Annotated in this window: 15 protein-coding genes; 6 read left to right on the top strand and 9 right to left on the bottom strand. The window is 53.9% G+C overall.

What is annotated here, in order from left to right; genetic code table 11:
- On the top strand, nt 1-601 hold a 601-nt coding region (locus tag E8K88_RS09555), incomplete at its 5' end, for a DDE-type integrase/transposase/recombinase (protein WP_136406438.1).
- Between the two features lie 48 nt (nt 602-649).
- On the opposite strand, the gene E8K88_RS09550 is transcribed toward E8K88_RS09555, so the two are convergent.
- The 7 genes from E8K88_RS09550 to dnaA form a co-directional block, all read right to left on the bottom strand.
- Entirely contained in the window at nt 650-2,566 is a 1,917-nt protein-coding gene (locus E8K88_RS09550) for an ATP-binding protein (protein WP_136406437.1), read from the bottom strand.
- The gene (locus E8K88_RS09545) at nt 2,556-3,077 is read right to left on the bottom strand and encodes an ABC-three component system middle component 5 (RefSeq protein WP_205880054.1); all 522 of its coding nucleotides are present in this window, start codon (nt 3,075-3,077) and stop codon (nt 2,556-2,558) included. The genes E8K88_RS09550 and E8K88_RS09545 overlap by 11 nt, the downstream gene beginning before the upstream one ends.
- On the bottom strand, nt 3,056-3,628 hold the full coding sequence (locus E8K88_RS09540) for an ABC-three component system protein (RefSeq protein WP_136406436.1): 573 nt from the start codon (nt 3,626-3,628) through the stop codon (nt 3,056-3,058). The genes E8K88_RS09545 and E8K88_RS09540 overlap by 22 nt, the downstream gene beginning before the upstream one ends.
- Nucleotides 3,625-3,924, bottom strand: coding sequence for a hypothetical protein (locus E8K88_RS09535; protein ID WP_136406435.1), 300 nt, complete (start codon nt 3,922-3,924; stop codon nt 3,625-3,627). The genes E8K88_RS09540 and E8K88_RS09535 overlap by 4 nt, the downstream gene beginning before the upstream one ends.
- A 503-nt stretch (nt 3,925-4,427) precedes the next feature.
- The gene (gene gyrB, locus E8K88_RS09530) at nt 4,428-7,010 is read right to left on the bottom strand and encodes a DNA topoisomerase (ATP-hydrolyzing) subunit B (RefSeq protein ID WP_136406434.1); all 2,583 of its coding nucleotides are present in this window, start codon (nt 7,008-7,010) and stop codon (nt 4,428-4,430) included.
- 370 nt (nt 7,011-7,380) lie between these two features.
- Entirely contained in the window at nt 7,381-8,517 is a 1,137-nt protein-coding gene (dnaN, locus tag E8K88_RS09525; RefSeq protein WP_136406433.1) for a DNA polymerase III subunit beta, read from the bottom strand.
- 308 nt (nt 8,518-8,825) lie between these two features.
- The gene (gene dnaA, locus E8K88_RS09520) at nt 8,826-10,448 is read right to left on the bottom strand and encodes a chromosomal replication initiator protein DnaA (protein ID WP_136406432.1); all 1,623 of its coding nucleotides are present in this window, start codon (nt 10,446-10,448) and stop codon (nt 8,826-8,828) included.
- 768 nt (nt 10,449-11,216) lie between these two features.
- Here dnaA and rpmH point away from each other — a divergent pair.
- The 4 genes from rpmH to yidC all read left to right on the top strand — a co-directional run bounded on the left by rpmH (nt 11,217) and on the right by yidC (nt 14,087).
- On the top strand, nt 11,217-11,354 hold the full coding sequence (rpmH, locus tag E8K88_RS09515) for a 50S ribosomal protein L34 (RefSeq protein WP_046740565.1): 138 nt from the start codon (nt 11,217-11,219) through the stop codon (nt 11,352-11,354).
- An 84-nt stretch (nt 11,355-11,438) separates the two neighbouring features.
- The gene (locus E8K88_RS09510) at nt 11,439-12,116 is read left to right on the top strand and encodes a ribonuclease P protein component (protein ID WP_136406431.1); all 678 of its coding nucleotides are present in this window, start codon (nt 11,439-11,441) and stop codon (nt 12,114-12,116) included.
- On the top strand, nt 12,109-12,387 hold the full coding sequence (yidD, locus tag E8K88_RS09505) for a membrane protein insertion efficiency factor YidD (RefSeq protein WP_136406430.1): 279 nt from the start codon (nt 12,109-12,111) through the stop codon (nt 12,385-12,387). Before E8K88_RS09510 ends, yidD begins: the two co-directional genes overlap by 8 nt.
- Nucleotides 12,384-14,087 carry a membrane protein insertase YidC gene (yidC, locus tag E8K88_RS09500; protein WP_136406429.1) on the top strand — a complete coding sequence of 568 codons (1,704 nt, stop codon included), beginning with the start codon at nt 12,384-12,386 and terminating at the stop codon, nt 14,085-14,087. The genes yidD and yidC overlap by 4 nt, the downstream gene beginning before the upstream one ends.
- Nucleotides 14,088-14,206: 119 nt before the next feature.
- On the opposite strand, the gene E8K88_RS09495 is transcribed toward yidC, so the two are convergent.
- Nucleotides 14,207-14,623, bottom strand: a complete 417-nt coding sequence (locus tag E8K88_RS09495) for an NUDIX hydrolase (protein WP_136406428.1) — start codon at nt 14,621-14,623, stop codon at nt 14,207-14,209.
- A 51-nt stretch (nt 14,624-14,674) separates the two neighbouring features.
- Nucleotides 14,675-15,346, bottom strand: a complete 672-nt coding sequence (locus E8K88_RS09490) for a pseudouridine synthase (protein ID WP_136406427.1) — start codon at nt 15,344-15,346, stop codon at nt 14,675-14,677.
- 399 nt (nt 15,347-15,745) lie between these two features.
- On the opposite strand from E8K88_RS09490, the gene E8K88_RS09485 reads away from it, so the two are divergent.
- Nucleotides 15,746-16,903 carry an asparaginase gene (locus E8K88_RS09485; protein ID WP_136406426.1) on the top strand — a complete coding sequence of 386 codons (1,158 nt, stop codon included), beginning with the start codon at nt 15,746-15,748 and terminating at the stop codon, nt 16,901-16,903.
- Nucleotides 16,904-17,091: the final 188 nt, after the last annotated feature.

Genomic DNA, 17,091 nt, shown 5'->3' with positions numbered 1-17,091 from the left:
CGAACTATCTATAAAACCCTGGTCGATTCAGCCAGGCTTTGTCCATATAGACATCAAGTACCTGCCGCAGATGCCCGATGAGGACAGCAGGCGGTATTTATATGTGGCGATAGATCGCGCCTCTCGTTGGGTATTTGCGCATATCTACGCGGATCAAAGTGAGCAAAGTAGCGTGGACTTTTTGACTCGCTTGCAGCAGGCCACTTCCATCAAAATCACCAAGATACTCACCGATAACGGCAGCCAGTTCACAGATCGTTTTACCAATCAGCAACGCAAGCCAAGCGGTCATCACAAGTTTGATCTGTTCTGCAAAGCGATGGGCATAGAGCACCGCCTGTGCCCGCCACGCCATCCACAAACCAATGGCATGGTGGAGCGTTTCAATGGCCGCATTAGCCAAGTCATCAAGCAAACGCGCTTCGCAACAGCAGCGCAGTTGGAGACCACCTTGATGAACTATGTGAAAGCTTACAACCATCAGATTCCACAGCGAGCGCTCAATCACGCTTCACCCGTTCAGGCCTTGAAGAACTGGTATGAAAAGAAGCCTGAGTTGTTCAAGAAAAGGGTTTATAACCAGACGGGTCTTGACACTTAATGAACGCCTTTCGATAAAGAGTGGCACTTGCAGCAAAGATGACCGTAACTACACATCTAGCGTGTGCATTCCCTTTGCGTAATGTGGTCCAACACAGAGGTCGGACTTGTCAAGCGCTGGATCTATCATTGATGTTGTCATAATGACTTGATAAGGCTTGTCATCATGTTCATCTAGAGCCTCAACAAGCACACGCTGAAAGTTCTGGCTGCGATCAGGGCCCATGCCCTTGTCCTCTGTGTTGTCGAGCAAGAGCAGTCGAGGATATCGCATCTTGTCATCCTCAAGTGACTCCAGCAGGATTGCAAGATGAAAGCTATTTTTGAGGATGGTTTCAGAGCTGGCAGAGAATTTTGAGCGCCCGTCGACCAACATGAAGTCTTTAGCGAAATCAAACATTACTGTTTGTGCTTCGTTGAATGCGGGCTCGAAGCCGCCATCTTTCTTGAGTAATTCAACCGTCTTGTCAGACAAATTGTTTTCGATGGATTCACGGCGAGAAGCGGTGAGCGATTTTCCGACTTTTATTTTCTCTTCTAAATCAAGCATTGATGTATTAAGTTTTTGCTTGTCATCGATGAGACCTTCTACAGCTGCAACAAGTTTGGACTTCGTCTCGTAGTTTTTTATACGCTCCTCGATAGTCCCAATATTTACCGAAAGCTCATTAAGCTTGAGTACGCGATCAGAACTCATTCTCAGTGAAGCTACATGTTCGGATTTAACCGTTTGTAATTCTCGCAGCTGGGCGTTGATATATTGCGCATGCTCACTGAGTCTAGTTCGCAACTCGGTTACGATCATAGTACTTTCTTTTTTCTGAAAGATAAGCTCATTCAGTGCAGCTAGATATGAAGCTTCTCGGGAGTTCTTGTCCAGATCTGCTTTACATAAGTGGCATTGTTCTTTTTGAGATTCTGTAATTGTGGACAAGCAACTTGGGCAAAATTTAAATCGGACCTCCCCGAAGAAGTCGTAAGCCGTACGAGACTCCTTTAGTGCCTTGATCCTCGAGTCGATCGCTTTAATGAATAGCTCTGACTCTACAATCTCATTTACTCTTTCGGCCTGTTTACTGGTTTGAATGTCGATATCTTTAGTGAGGGTAGCAATTCTCTCACTCGCTTTTTCAGCTTTTTCCTTGAGAGCAGCATCCGTTATTGACTCATCTGGCAGACTAAGAAGTAGATCTCGCTGAGCGAGTAACCTTTCAAGTTCTTTGCCTGCGCTCTCAATAGAACTAGTGAGTGTAGCTTCGCGCAATTCACCTTCAGAAGGTGTAACGTATCTATAAATTGATTCCAACTGACCGTCAATCTTTGCGAACTCAGATTCGGCCTTTGATAGTTGCTGCTTCAAGGCATAGATACCCAAGTCATCTAGGCCTAGTAGGAAATCTCCGATTGCCTGACGCATGCTCGGCTTGTCGAATGTTGAATGTTCAGCTCGTAGAATTTTATTAACAGCTGTACCTTGATCAACATAAATCAGCCGCAGAATTTGATGTATTGTGAGGTTGGAAAAATCGTCTGTTTGGCTGTGAGGCCAATCTAACAATTCAAATATTTGTTGAGAGAAGCTGAGTTTATTTTCGGTGCGATTTATGCCGTAGCTTTGCCAAACGGCCGCTGACTTCTTGGCTCTAAGCTCTTCATAGCTGCCATCAAAGAAGCTCATGGGAGGCTTCTTGCCAGGTTCTACTGGACGATGGATTGTCAAAACGTGACCGTTGAGCTCGATCTCAGCAAAGACGGAATTACAAGTCTGAGCCTCCTCGTTCCATCGGTCTTCTGCTATATCACCACCGAGACAGCTGAATAGAAAGTCCATTATTGTAGATTTTCCTACGCTATTGGCACCTCTAATAATATTGACGCCTTTATGAAAAACCTGGTCGTATACCGCTTTATTTCCTTTGACGATGACGAAGCGGTTGACGAAGAACGTTGATGGGTTAGATGTCATAAACGTATTCCATCAGGCCGGAGCGAGACTTGAGACCATTTGCTCCGCTGAATTTCACCTTGGGCAATCCCATGGTAATTAATTTAAAAATATCACTCTTCAGGAAATCGTCTGTCTCTAGAAGTTCAATGTAAGCTGTGGCTATGGAGTTTGGCTCCAGCTCAATAATATCATTGTCAAACGACGTTTTTGATATAATTCCTTTTGATATTAGTTCGAGCATTGCGGTTTTTTGGAATGATTGAAGCTCAAAAAAAGTACGTGCAGGATTGGTGATATCTTCAAACTGATCTGGTATTTTTGTGGCATGGGTTTTAAATTTTTGAATTTCACGAGGCCATGGTTTTATATTTTTAAGTTGACCTGGAAATAAATAGTAGAAATCTAAAATTCGAAGAAGCGACCAACTGACGGGCGTATAATTGGTGGCGTGAAGTATAGATACAATTCGGTAGAGGCAATGATTTGCATCAAACGCTGGGTGATATATTAGCACTTCTGCTTCTCCCAAATCAAATGACACTTTCCGGTTAAAAAATAAAGCATTCCAGATATCATTGATTGGTCGATTGTTGGGTCTTCGGCCATCACATCACGATATATTGTATCTATAATTCCATGGAGTATGACTCCATCGATGACCTCGTTTGCCACCCCATTTTTCATCAATGGACGAATAGTTTCTTCAAACGTAAAGCTGATTTTTTGAAGAATATAGAGAAATACTCCCTGGCGTCTTTGATTAAGTTGCGACTTCATGAGGCGTTTGGCAAATAAATCTTTGCGTTCAATCGCAATCTCAATCAGATCCTCTCTCTCCCCATTAATTAGCTTTTGTTCAAGGCCAATTACAGGTGTTTTTGTCTTTTGATTAGTGAAAAAATCTAGGCGCTCCACGAACCACTGAAAATCATCGTCGTTCGTGCTTAGCTCCTGAATTTTTACCAAAAAACGCGTAATGGCTGCAGGGTCTGGTGGCGGGAGATTAATTGTGTAGTGATTTTCATCTCCTACATTAAGATTCCCATGGATATGAGATCCAAATACATTCGCTTTATTCATTTATCGTTGCGATATGTATTGTTGTTACCAGCTTGGACGTTCCCGTGAATTGTGGAGCCCTTGATTTTTATGCTGTTCTTGCTCCCGGAACCTCTTTTGATACTAGTGTTGATCACGGCAAGACATAGGCCAAATGTCGCCAGCACGATCAGTCCCATGAGGGCAAACAGCTCACTGTGTGTGAGATTTTTTAGGTGGGAGGAGGCAATGATCTGCGGATAAACCGTGTAGCCAACAAATCCCGCTAAAGCAGTGCTGCCGCAGTACTTCAGAGCACCAATCCAGAATCCTTCCATGCTGAATCCCACTTTTTGTTACAGAATATGAGTATCATACATTTATCCTTTATCAGAAGCTTACATTTGAGTTGGTGACTGCAGAACGGAAGGCTTTTGAGATCCGGGAAACGGCTAATTTGGATGTTTCTTCTTGCAGCCTCTTGCTCCTCCATCAATAGAGCTCTCGTAACTATTTTCATTCATCTCTTATGCTTTTTGTTTGCAAAATTTGATCTTGCCCACTGCAGCTCTGGACAAGAGCTGGCCCATACGTTAGAGCTGTTTGAGGCAGAAGACTCTACTGCCTTCGGAACATCTTGGCGATGGCATCTACATGTGCTCCCATCGGAGACTGGTTATTGAGGTGTTCGAGTGTCGAGGGCACCGCTGTAAGCAGCCTATACATTCCTGTAAGCGCATGAAAAAAGAGCCTGGATACTCCAGGCTCTTTTTTCACTAACCGTGTCAAAGTTTTTTCACCAACTTGGCAAAGTTTTCACCAATGGTGGCATTCGACAGCCTCACACATCGATATTGGCAGCACGCAAGGCATTGGTCTCAATGAAGTCACGGCGTGGCTCGACTTCATCGCCCATCAGCATCGTGAAGACCTGGTCAGCGGCAATCGCGTCCTGGATTTGCACGCGCAGCAAACGCCGCACGGTCGGGTCCATCGTGGTTTCCCACAGCTGCTCGGCATTCATCTCGCCCAGCCCTTTGTAGCGCTGGCGGCTGGTCGTGCGCTCAGCTTCCGAGATCAGCCACTGCATGGCCTGGTGGAAGGTTTTGACTGGCACTTCTTTCATGCGCTCGCCTTCGCCGCGCTGCACTTTGGCGGTATCGCTCAGCATGCCGTTAAAAGCTTGTGCGGCAGCCGCCAGGGACTGGTAGTCCGCGCCTTTGGCAAAGTCTTGCGGGATCAGGCTGCTTTTGACGTTGCCGTGGTGCGTGCGGCTGATGCGCAGCACCAGTTTTTCAGTGCGCGGATCGGTCACGGCTTCAACAGTGGCAGGCTCGGTCACATGGCCGCGGCTGTTGAGGCGCTCTTGCAATTCCAGCGCAGTGGCCTGCATGGCTTCCAGCGTTTCGGTGTGCAGTTGCACGCCATCGGCAATCGATTGCAGGGCTTCGTGGTCCATGTAAGCGGCCAGGCGGGTAATCGTCGCCTGGGCTTTTTGGTAGATGCCAGCGAGTTTCTCCAGCGCTTCACCAGTAATTGGCTCAGCGCCTTCGCCTGTATAGACCTTGGCATCGCGCAGGGCGATACGGGTCAGGAACTGGTCCAGCGCTGGTGCATCTTTGAGGTACAGCTCTTCCTTACCCGCTTTGACTTTGTAGAGCGGCGGCTGGGCAATGTAGATGTGGCCACGCTCAACCAGCTCGGGCATTTGGCGGTAGAAGAAGGTCAGCAGCAAGGTGCGGATGTGGGCGCCGTCCACGTCGGCATCGGTCATGATGATGATGCGGTGGTAGCGCAGTTTGGCGACGTTGAAGTCGTCCACGCCTGGCTTGTCATCGGCGCTGCTGCGGCCAATGCCGGTGCCCAGCGCGGTGATCAAGGTCAGGATTTCATTGCTGGAGAGCAGTTTTTCGTAACGTGCTTTTTCCACGTTCAGGATCTTGCCGCGCAATGGCAAGATGGCCTGGAATTTGCGATCGCGCCCTTGTTTGGCAGAGCCGCCAGCGGAGTCGCCCTCGACAATGTAGATTTCGCACAGCGCCGGGTCTTTTTCCTGGCAATCGGCCAACTTGCCGGGCAAGCCCATGCCGTCGAGCACGCCTTTGCGGCGCGTCATCTCGCGGGCTTTGCGGGCGGCTTCGCGGGCCTTGGCCGCTTCGACGATTTTGCCGCAAATCATCTTGGCGTCATTTGGGCGCTCTTGCAAATAGTCGGTCAAGGTCTTGGCGACAATGTCTTCAACCGGCGCGCGCACTTCGCTGGAAACCAGCTTGTCCTTGGTCTGGCTGGAGAACTTGGGCTCGGGCACCTTGACCGAGAGCACGCAGTTCAGGCCCTCGCGCATGTCTTCGCCGGTGACTTCGACCTTGTCTTTTTTCGCCAAGCCGTTTTCTTCGATGTATTTGTTGATCACGCGCGTCATCGCCGCACGCAAACCTGTCAAGTGTGTGCCACCGTCGCGCTGCGGGATGTTGTTGGTAAAGCACAGCACGGTTTCGTTGTACGAGCTGGTCCACTGCATCGCCACTTCGACGCCAATTTCAGTGCCAGGAATGCCGCCATAGCTTTCTGCTGGGCGGGAGCCGCTAGCATTGAAGGTGGTGGGGTGCAGCACTTGTTTGCCTTTGCTGACAAACTCAACAAAGCCCTGCACGCCACCGCTGCCAGCAAAATCGTCTTCCTGGTTGGTGCGTTCGTCGAACAAACGAATGCGCACGCCGTTGTTCAAGAAGCTCAGCTCGCGCAGACGCTTGGCCAAGATCTCATAGATGAATTCGTTGTTTTGCTGGAAAATTTCGGTATCGGGCATGAAGTGCACGCGCGTGCCGCGCTTGCTCGTATCGCCCGTCACTTGCATGGGCGAGACTTCCACGCCGCTGACCAGCTCAATCTGGCGATTGAGCACCTTGCCACGCGAGAATTCCAGCTTGTATTCTTTGCCTTCCCGGCTGACCACAACCACCAGAGAGGACGACAGCGCATTCACGCACGAGACCCCCACGCCGTGCAAACCGCCAGACACTTTGTAGCTGTTCTGGTTGAATTTGCCGCCCGCATGCAGCTCGGTCAGGGCGATTTCAGTGGCCGAGCGCTTGGGCTCGTGCTTGTCGTCCATTTTGACTGCCGTGGGGATGCCTCGGCCGTTGTCTTGCACCGACAGCGAGCCATCGGCATGGATGGTGATCAAAATGTCGTCGCAAAAGCCGGCCAGTGCCTCGTCAATCGAGTTGTCGACCACCTCAAACACCAGGTGGTGCAGGCCCGAGCCATCAGAGGTATCACCGATGTACATGCCAGGGCGCTTGCGCACCGCTTCAAGCCCTTCCAGAATCTGGATGGAACCTGCATCGTAATCCACAGGTACACCAGCGGGCTGGTAATTCTCTGGGGTCTCGGATGGAGCTGGCTGGTTGGTATCGGTCATATGCGAATCTTTCTTTCTCTGGCAATGGCTGTGGGCCCATCGGCAAAGGCCATGCCCGGCTGGGCAACAGGCCTTACTTAAGCACCTGGGCTTCTCATGGCCGGGGCAATGCCCCCGCTCTCAAGCATGCCCAAGCCGCTGCACTGGGAGATCAAACCAAGCCTTTGGCAGCCAACTGCTGCCATTGCGGCCGGGTTCAGGGTTCTATCAAAGCTGGTGTGAAACCAAGCCATAAGCCGTTGTTTTAGAACGCTCTGGCTCGGCTTGCATGGCCATCAGAATCTCTCATACATGAGGTCCAACGCACCAAAAACAAGCACACCTCAAAGCGCAAGAGCCGCCAGGTGGCAGCTCTTGCTGGGCGGCAGTGTTAAATCCGCATCGGCATCACCACGTATTTGAAGTTGGCATCACCTGGGATACTGATCAGCGCCGAGCTGCTGCCGTCCTCAAACGACAGGTTGACCATGTCCTGCTGCATGTTCGAGAGCACATCGAGCAGGTAGCTGACGTTGAAGCCCGACTCCACTTGCTGGCCGCCGTAGTCGATTTCCAACTCGTCTTGCGCTTCTTCCTGCTCGGCATTCACCGAGCTGATGCGCAGCACGCCCGGCTCAAAGTTCAGGCGCACGCCTTTGAACTTGTCGGTGGTCATGATGGTCATGCGCTGCAAGCTGGCCTGCAGGGCTTGGCGGCCCAGGGTCACCGTATTCGTGTAGCCCACTGGGATCACCCGGTTGTAGTCTGGGAATTTGCCTTCGACCAGTTTGGTCACAAACTCCAGGCCATTAAAGCTCAGCTTGGCCTGGTTGTTGGCAAACTGGAACTGGATCATCGCCGCGGGGGCTTCCTTGTCGTCGCTAGGCTTGACGTCGCGCAGCAGGCGCTGCAATTCCATCACGGTCTTGCGCGGCAAAATGACTTCTTGCTTGGGCACATCGGCATCCAAGGTGGCCGAGGCAAATGCCAGGCGGTGGCCATCGGTGGCCACCAGGCTGAGTGTGCGGCCTTCGGCCACAAACAAAATGCCGTTGAGGTAGTAGCGAATGTCTTGCACTGCCATCGCAAACGACACTTGGCTGAGCAGGTTCTTCAGCACCGCTTGCGGCACAGAGAATGCCGGGCCGTAATTGGGCGACTCTTGCACCAGCGGAAAATCGTTGGCCGGCAAGGACTGCAGCGTAAAGCGGCTTTTGCCGCCTTTTAAGACAAAGCGGTCTTGCGAAGCTTCGAGCGTGACAGTTTGATCGGCCGAGAAGGTACGAAGAATTTCGATCAACTTGCGCGCACCGATGCTGGTGGAGAAATCCACCGCTGAGTCACCACCGAGGTCGGCCGAAGTGCGGATCTGCACCTCCAGATCGCTGGTGGTCAATTGCAAGGTATTGCCTGTTTTACGCAGCAGCACATTGGCCAGGATGGGCAATGTATGGCGGCGCTCAACAATGCCCGCTATCGATTGCAGCACCGATAGCACTTTGTCCTGGGGGGCTTTAAAAACAATCACCTTGTCTCTCCATGAATGAAAGGGGTTGGGCCTAAAGGGAATGCTGGCGCGAAACACCGGCACTCGGAACCGGCACGCGCAGCCGCTGGGACGAAAGCAACGCTTTGCGCCCCGACCTGGCGCAGCCAGGGCCTCTGCCATGGCTGATACGCGGCCTCGACACCAAAACGCTATTTTCCCCTAAAAACGACAATGCTTTGCCTGATTCTTCAATCAAAGCATTATGACGTTGAAGACGCGCACTGGTTGCTGATTTTGCGCCAAATGTGCACTGAGCAGTTGGCAGTATGCAGCAGCGCGCGCAAGCATCAACGTTTGAGGGTTTGCTCAAGTACGTGCAACTGCTGGTTGAGCTCAATCAGCTGCTGGCGTTCCTGGGCGATTTTGCGCACCGCATGCAGCACCGTCGTGTGGTCACGTCCACCAAACAGTTCTCCAATTTCTGGCAGGCTTTTTTGCGTCAGCTCTTTGGACAGGTACATCGCAATCTGGCGCGGACGGGCAATGCTGGCCGGGCGTTTTTTGCTGTACATGTCAGCCACTTTGATCTTGTAGAAATCGGCAACGGTTTTCTGGATGTTTTCCACACTGATTTGGCGATTCTGGATCGACAGCAAGTCGCGCAGCGCCTCACGCGCCACTGGAATCGAGATTTCCTTGCCGTTAAAGCGCGCATAGGCAAGCACTTTGCGCAGCGCACCTTCCAACTCACGCACGTTAGAGCGTACGTTTTTGGCCACAAAAAACGCCACATCCTCAGACAGCGCAATGCCTTCGGCTTTGGCCTTGTTGATCAAGATTGCCACCCGCATTTCCAGCTCAGGCGGCTCAATGGCCACGGTCAAGCCGGCATCGAAGCGCGAGACCAGGCGTTCATGGATATCGGTCAGGCCTTTGGGGTAGGTGTCGCTGGTCATCACAATGTGTGATTTTTTCGACAGCAAGGCCTCAAACGCATTGAAAAACTCTTCTTGCGTGCGCTCTTTACCCGCAATGAACTGCACGTCATCGATCAGCAACAAATCCAGCGAGTGGTAGCGCTGCTTGAGTGCATCAAAGGTTTTGCGCTGGTAGGACTTGACCACATCGGTGACGAATTGCTCGGCATGGATATACAACACCTTGGCCTGCGGCTGGTCGCGCAGCATTTGGTTGCCCACCGCGTGCATCAAGTGGGTTTTACCCAGGCCGACCCCGCCGTAGATGAACAAGGGGTTGTACAACTGGCCGGGCGCGTGCGCCACATGCAAGGCCGCGGCGCGCGCCATGCGGTTGGCCGAACCTTCAATCAAGGTATCAAATGTGAGCTGCGGATTCAAACGCGTAGGCAGCGGCTTGGCAGCACCAGCTTCAGCAGCCTCACGCCCTGAAGCATTGCCATAGGCATCGCTGTCCTGGGCTTGCGCAGCGGGCGCGTATGTGCCTGCGCCATCTTGGTCCGCATCGTAGTCTGCATCGCGCGCGTCACGACGCGGCTGGCCTTGCGCCTGGGACTGGTCGAGCGTGGCCAACAAATCGGCCTGCACACGGTTGACCAGGCTCTCAAGTTCCATGCCTTTGCCTGCGGCGCCAGCCGTCTCTGACGCACGGCCCGGCACAGCACTGCGCGGCACACGAGCAGGAATGGTGCGGCCTGCGACGACGCCCGTGCGCACCGCTACACCCAGCTCAATCCGCAACTCCCTGCCACTGAGCTCGTTGAGCAAACCCACAATGCGCTCCAAATAACGGCCACGCACGTAGTCCAATGCAATGCGGTTAGGCACCAGCAATTGCATCGTGTCGGTCGCAGGCAGATACTGCGCACGCAAAGGCTTTAACCACGCCCCGAACTGCTGGGACGGCACCTCGCCAGCCAGCCGGTCCAGACACTCCTGCCATAAACCATCACCGCCTGTATTGGCCTGACCTTTTTGAAACTCTTGATCCATTACGTTTGCCACACAAATACGCCCCGCCGCGCCTTGTTTCAAAGCGGCTTTTCTGCACCCAAAAAAGCCCACCGAAAACATCTACTTTCACACAATAAATCAAGCACTTAAAAGCAAAATAGGCACCCTGATTAGCACCTCACCCCGCCTGTGAAACCGAGGAGAAAAAGAGCTCGATTATAGGCGCTTACAATCGATTATCCAAGAGTTATCCACAGCCTTATGCAAATCGACCATACAATCGATGCGCAGTTTTTCCTTGGCGAGTCGACCAAGGCGTGAGATAATCTACGGTTTGCTTTGACTGAGCCGGTTACTTGCATGGATGTGTTGCTTAGACACTCATGCGGCAGCACCATACAGGCAGAGGGTTTAATGAGGGTTTTAATGGGCCTTACAAGGCTTTTTAACCCTTTAAACACAGGTAAAGGCAGGTAGATAACAGATGCGACAGCCGTTTGGCGCCGCCAACTTCGATTCAAGCAGCTTCCTGCGCGCGGCAACACGCACAGGGCTGAGTGGGCGAAGTCGGCTCGCCATGCAAGTTTGTCTGCAGCTGCCAGAGCCTGCACTGAAACCAGTATGGCACTGCCGAAATCACTACGGTGAGGAATGGGTGGCTTCATGTCAAAACAGTCGTTGATAAGGGCTTTTGAGAAGCCCTTATTTGTGCAAAGTGACGCGGGCATCAGTTCGCGGGCTATAGTTCGTGGGCTGAGGTTTTCGAGCCCAAAGCATCGCATTCCATCAGATCAGAGGTAAATCATCATGAAACGTACATACCAACCTTCCAAAATTCGTCGCGCCCGCACTCACGGTTTCCTGGTGCGCATGAAAACCCGCGGCGGTCGCGCTGTGATCAACGCACGCCGTGCTAAAGGCCGCAAGCGTCTGGGCCTGTCCTGAGATTGATGCGCACGACAATGTACCTGCCATGGGCGCTGCAATTGCAGTGTCACAGGTTCCGTTGAATTCGTGCGCCTGCGGAACATGAGTATTCGCCATCTCAAGACCCGCAAGCAGTTTCAAAGCATGCTGGCCCACCTGCCGATTGCTAAGACAAGCCATTTTGCGCTGCACCGTGCACCGGTGCACAGCTTGTTGGATGCAGAAGGTGGCAGCTTGCTGTTTGCCAACCCACCAGGGAACGCCCATTCAAGCGATACCCCTTGGTGGGTAGGCGCGCTTGTGCCAAAGCGCTGGGCCAAACATGCGGTCACACGCAATTTGGTGCGGCGCCAGGTCTATGCGATCGCGCTGGAACTAAGCCAACGCGCGTCTGCTTGTGCGCCTTCTTGTTTGGACACACCCAATGGGGGTGCGCAGCCTGCTGTGCAGCAACCCCATGCGTACCTGGTTCGCCTGCGTTCTAGCTTTCACACAGCCAACGTAGGCAAATCGGCTGCGCGCACGAAAAACAGCGCCCAAAAATCCCATAAGAGCAGCAAACCGCTCTCTCACAGCGCAACCAACGTGGCCAAGCCGCTCTTCAAAAGTGCGGCTTCTAAGCGACTCAAAAGCGCCGTGCGCGAGCAGCTATTGACTCTCTTTGCGCGCGCTGAACAGGCCGACTCAGAAGCCCGCTTGCGCGCGAGCGCGCAGGCAGCGGTCGAAGTGGTGCCAACTGCTGACCTCAAACCCCTCAAGGAAGCAGGACAAGATGCGTGAATTGCTAGTGGGTTTGGTTAAACTCTACCGTTTGCTGCTTAGCCCCTGGCTTGGCAGCGCTTGTCGTTTTGAGCCAACTTGCTCGCGCTATGCGATCCAGGCCTTGCAGCGCCACGGCGCGGCAAGAGGCTCATGGCTGACGGTATGCCGTCTCGCGCGTTGTCACCCCTGGTGCAAGGGCGGGCATGATCCAGTGCCACAGGATCCGTCCTCAGGCATTTTTTCACGCTTAATTTCCTCCCCATCCTCTTCTTCCAAGAAGTCTTCATGAACGATATTCGCCGCTCCATCCTCTGGGTGATCTTCGCGTTCTCCCTGATTTTGCTGTGGGACCGCTGGCAAGTCCACAATGGCAACAAAGCCTTGTTTTTCCCCCAGCCCACAGAAACGGCCGCGACCCAGTCGGCGCCGCCCGATAGCCTGCCCGCGGCCAACGCCACGCCAGACATTCCTACAGCCAGCACTGCACTGGCTGCGGTCAATCCAGCTGAAGTACCTTCTGAGACGCAAACTGCTGCACAAGCCGCAGCAGCTGAGAACGTGGTGGTCAGCTCCGATGTCTACAAGCTGACCTTCAGCACCGAAGGCGGCTCCTTGAACCGCGTTGAGCTGCTCCAATACGAGAACGACCAGCAAACTGGCAAAGAAGTCTTGCTGGAAGACAGCAAAAACCGCGTGTACGTGGCCCAAACCGGTTTGATTGGCGGCAATTATCCGAACCACAAAACCATCATGACTGTGGCGGACGGCCCGCGCGAGCTGGCAGACGGCCAGAACTCGCTGACGATCCGCTTCGAGTCACCGATCCAAAATGGCGTGCAGTTGGTCAAAACCTGGACGCTGGAGCGCGGCCTGTATGAAATCAAAGTGCGCCATGAAGTCATCAACCACGGCACTTCGCCTGTGGCACCACAGGTCTATGAACAACTGGTGCGCGATGGCGGCGAGATCAGCAGTGGCGTGATGTTTGCTGGCACCTTTACGGGTCCTGCAATCTACACCGAGCAAGAGAAGTTCCAGAAGGTGACCTTCAAGGACATCAACAACGGCAAGCTGAATTTCCAAAAGAACAGCGACACAGGCTATGTGGCGATGGTGCAGCACTACTTCGCTTCGGCCTGGATCCTGCCAGAGGGTACTCCACGTGAGAACTTCATCCGCCAACCTGGCCCAGGTCTGTATGCGGTAGGCTCGATTGCCCCGTTTGGCGCGATTGAAGCCGGTGGCAGCAAAACCATCGACTCGACCTTCTTTGCCGGTCCTCAGATCGAAAAAGAGATGGAGAAGATTGCCCCCGGTCTGGAGCTGGTGAAAGACTACGGCATGGTCAAAGTACTGGCCAAGCCACTGTACTGGTTGCTGGACAAACTCCACGAACTCATTGGCAACTGGGGCTGGTCGATTGTGGCGCTGGTGGTGCTGCTGAAAATTGCGTTCTACTGGCTCAATGCCAAGGCCTACTCCAGCATGGCCAAAATGAAGGCGATTAACCCCCGCGTGATGCAATTGCGCGAGCGCTATAAGGACAATCCGCAGCAGATGCAGCAAGAGATGATGCGCATCTACCGCGAAGAGAAGGTGAACCCACTGGGTGGCTGCTTGCCGATTCTGGTGCAAATGCCGTTCTTTATTGCACTGTACTGGGTGCTCTTGTCCAGCGTCGAAATGCGCCAGGCGCCTTGGATCCTGTGGATTCATGACCTGTCAGTGCCAGACCCATTCTTTGTCTTGCCGCTCTTGATGATGCTGTCGTCGCTGTTGCAAGTGGCCTTGAACCCACAACCACCAGATCCACTGCAAGCCAAAATGATGTGGATCATGCCCGTGGCCTTCAGCGTGATGTTCTTCTTCTTCCCGGCCGGCCTGGTGCTGTACTGGTTGACCAATAACATCTTGTCGATTGCTCAGCAGTGGGTCATCAACACCCGCATGGGCGTGCCACCGCAGTTCAACCTGCCGAAGTTTAAATAAACTTCAAACGGCTCACTGCCTGAAACATAAAAGCCGCTTTCTCCATGAAAGCGGCTTTTTTTATTGGGATTGGTGCTGGCCAAAACACGCACCACATCCATGCAACGCCAGCTGGCTGGCTATTGACTTGCCAGATAGTCTTGCAGCCTTGCCTGTAAATGAGGCACTACTTGTGGGTGCGACAAAAAAGCCTGCACCGACATCCAAGCCCATTGCTGGCCTTCGTCGCCAAACACAATATCCGCGGCCTGGCCCTGCGTGAGCGAGCCGACCATAAAATATGAGGCAGAACGACGCCCAGCGAAATATGCACGCGTGTAGCGCACGCAGTGTGCCTGCAGGGCTATGCCAAACTCTTCTCGAACTTCGCGCAGCACGCACTCCATAGGTGTTTCATTGCCCTCTCGACCCCCACCGGGCAAATCCCATAGACCAGGAAAAGGGATTGATGCCTTGTTGTCGCGCTGGTAGACCAGCAGTTGGCGATCAAGGAACAACGCAATCTTGGCGCCGTGAAAAGGATGCATTTCTGTCATGGTTGGATATCCTCTTCAAGTACTTCAGACTGGCTGCGCGTCTGCAAAGACTCACAGTTGCACAGGTATTGCGAGTTCACGCCACTGCCCCAGCGGCAAACCATCCAGCGCCCATGGACCAATACGCACCCGGACCAAACGCAGCGTTGGCAAACCGACGGCAGCCGTCATGCGGCGCACTTGCCGGTTTTTGCCCTCGGCTATCGTCAGCGCAATCCAGCTCGTTGGAATGCTCTGGCGAAACCGCACCGGCGGATCGCGTGGCCACAACTGCTGCTCGGCCGTGTCTGGCAAGCGCTCGGCCTTGGCTGGCAATGTCATGCCATCATTGAGTTGCACACCGCGCGCCAACTGGGCCAACTGGGCCTCATCAGCCACGCCCTCTACCTGCGCCCAGTAGGTTTTCTCCATCTTATGCGCAGGATGCGCAATGCGCGCCTGCAATGCGCCGTCGTTGGTCAACAAAAGCAAACCTTCGCTGTCCATATCGAGCCGCCCAGCTGGGTATACACCTGGCACTTGCACATAATCGGCCAAGGTCGCGCGGCCTTGGTCGTCCCGAAATTGTGTCAGCACTCCCCAGGGCTTGTTGAGCAGAATCAGGCGACCAGGCCCTTGCGGCGGCTGAGCTCGCCCGCGTTGCGCCCTGGCTAAACCAGGCGCGCGCCTGGCATTGCTGCGCTGGCTTGGCGTGCGTTTGGATGGAAAAGAAGATGGAGGCATAAGGCCACGATTGAATCTACAACAACAAGGCCGCACCCACAGCGCGGTCCATGCGGCGAGTGTACCTGCAGGTACGCCAAACAACTGGACTGGCGCAGAGCGCCGGTGCAGATTAAGCCCCGATTACCCAGGTACAGTCAGCGATCAAGTGGCGCCACACCCTCTTGTAGCCACCTGCTTCTACGGGTTCACCAGCTTGCAATGCGCATGCTTCTTGCTAGGATGGATTCACAACCCACCCAACCCGTGTGCGCATCTCAGGCACCGCCGATCTGCCCGCAGCGACCCTGTAGCCACATCGCCACGCCAACCAGCGTACACACCAGAGGCAAGCCCAGTACCGTAGCCGATTGGCAGCGTGCCTGGACCAAGCCTCTGCCTTTTCAAGGAGCTGCCCCCATGAATCGAGTCCTGCAATCTTCTTTGTTAGCCGCAGCAATCGCATCGCTGCTGGGCTGCGCCCAAGTGCCAAATGCACCACCGGATGACAAGGCCGTGGCCACCAGCGCCGCCAGCACCCCCGTGGCTGCAACGGCCGCAGCGCCTATTGCGGCAGAACAAAAAGCAGGCAAAAAACATGTGGTTGTATTGGCCACCGGCGGCACGATTGCGGGCGCTGGTGCATCGGCCTTGAACAGCGCGTCATACACTGCCGCCAAAGTGCCCGTTGAGCAATTGCTAGCCGGTTTGCCAGAAGTGCAAGGCATTGCAGAAGTCACTGGCGAGCAAGTATTCCAGATCGCCTCGGAGAGCCTGACCAGTGCCGATTTACTGGCCCTGGGCCAACGCGTGGATGCGCTGCTCAAGCAGCCCGATGTCGATGGCGTGGTGATTACCCACGGCACGGACACGATGGAAGAAACCGGCTTCTTCCTGAATCTGGTGATCCCTAGCGACAAGCCGATCGTGCTGGTGGGCTCGATGCGCCCAGGCACCGCCATCTCAGCCGATGGCGCGCTGAACTTGCTCAATGCGATCAGTGTCGCGGCCAGCGACGATGCCAAGGGCAAAGGCGCATTGATCGTGATGAATGACGAAATCCACACCGCACGCGATGTCGCCAAGCTCACCAATATCAAGACCAGCGCGTTTTCCAGCCAATGGGGACCGCTGGGCATGGTGGTCGAGGGCAAGAACTACTGGTTCCGCGATCCAGTCAAGCGCCACACCACAGGCAGCGAATTCTCGATTGCCAATATCACCGAGCTACCCGCAGTAGAAATTGCCTACAGCTACAACAACGTGCCGCCAACCATGATCCAAGCGCTGGGCGCCTCTGGTGTCCAAGCGATTGTGCATGCCGGCACTGGCAATGGCTCGGTGCCCAACCGCATCGTGCCTGCACTCAAGGCCGAGCGCGCCAAGGGCACGGTCATCGTGCGCTCCTCCCGCGTACCAGCCGGTTTTGTACTGCGCAATGCCGAGCAGCCCGATGACCAGAACGACTGGGTGGTTGCACATGACTTGAACCCACAAAAAGCGCGCATCCTGACCGCTGTGGCCTTGACCAGAACCCATGACACCAAGGAGTTGCAGCGCATTTTCTGGGAGTATTGAGCGCGCCTGCACAAGCTGCCAAAGCGAAGGACGCTGCCGCCAATGGCGCAAGGGTCCTGTGGGCTTGATGGCACTGCAGCAGGCAGCAGTCAGACGCGGCGCAGCAGCCATAGCAAACGGGGGCCAAGGCCCCCGTTTGTATTGCTTGCGATTGCTTGCGATTGCTTGGCTATTGCTGGCAGCAGTGC

Origin of the sequence: Lampropedia aestuarii (assembly GCF_004803635.1) — a bacterium.
Taxonomy (GTDB): Bacteria; Pseudomonadota; Gammaproteobacteria; order Burkholderiales; family Burkholderiaceae_C; genus Lampropedia; species Lampropedia aestuarii.
Note: the sequence above shows the minus strand (reverse complement) of the source record. Positions and strands in the feature narration are given on the sequence as shown.

Bases quoted from the DNA above. Each gene is read 5' to 3' on its own strand.
- E8K88_RS09550 (WP_136406437.1), bottom strand. From the start codon at position 2,566: ATGACATCTAACCCATCAACGTTCTTCGTCAACCGCTTCGTCATCGTC.
- E8K88_RS09540 (WP_136406436.1), bottom strand. From the start codon at position 3,628: ATGAATAAAGCGAATGTATTTGGATCTCATATCCATGGGAATCTTAAT.
- E8K88_RS09535 (WP_136406435.1), bottom strand. From the start codon at position 3,924: ATGGAAGGATTCTGGATTGGTGCTCTGAAGTACTGCGGCAGCACTGCT.
- gyrB (WP_136406434.1), bottom strand. From the start codon at position 7,010: ATGACCGATACCAACCAGCCAGCTCCATCCGAGACCCCAGAGAATTAC.
- dnaA (WP_136406432.1), bottom strand. From the start codon at position 10,448: ATGGATCAAGAGTTTCAAAAAGGTCAGGCCAATACAGGCGGTGATGGT.
- rpmH (WP_046740565.1), top strand. From the start codon at position 11,217: ATGAAACGTACATACCAACCTTCCAAAATTCGTCGCGCCCGCACTCAC.
- E8K88_RS09510 (WP_136406431.1), top strand. From the start codon at position 11,439: ATGAGTATTCGCCATCTCAAGACCCGCAAGCAGTTTCAAAGCATGCTG.
- yidD (WP_136406430.1), top strand. From the start codon at position 12,109: ATGCGTGAATTGCTAGTGGGTTTGGTTAAACTCTACCGTTTGCTGCTT.
- yidC (WP_136406429.1), top strand. From the start codon at position 12,384: ATGAACGATATTCGCCGCTCCATCCTCTGGGTGATCTTCGCGTTCTCC.
- E8K88_RS09495 (WP_136406428.1), bottom strand. From the start codon at position 14,623: ATGACAGAAATGCATCCTTTTCACGGCGCCAAGATTGCGTTGTTCCTT.
- E8K88_RS09490 (WP_136406427.1), bottom strand. From the start codon at position 15,346: ATGCCTCCATCTTCTTTTCCATCCAAACGCACGCCAAGCCAGCGCAGC.
- E8K88_RS09485 (WP_136406426.1), top strand. From the start codon at position 15,746: ATGAATCGAGTCCTGCAATCTTCTTTGTTAGCCGCAGCAATCGCATCG.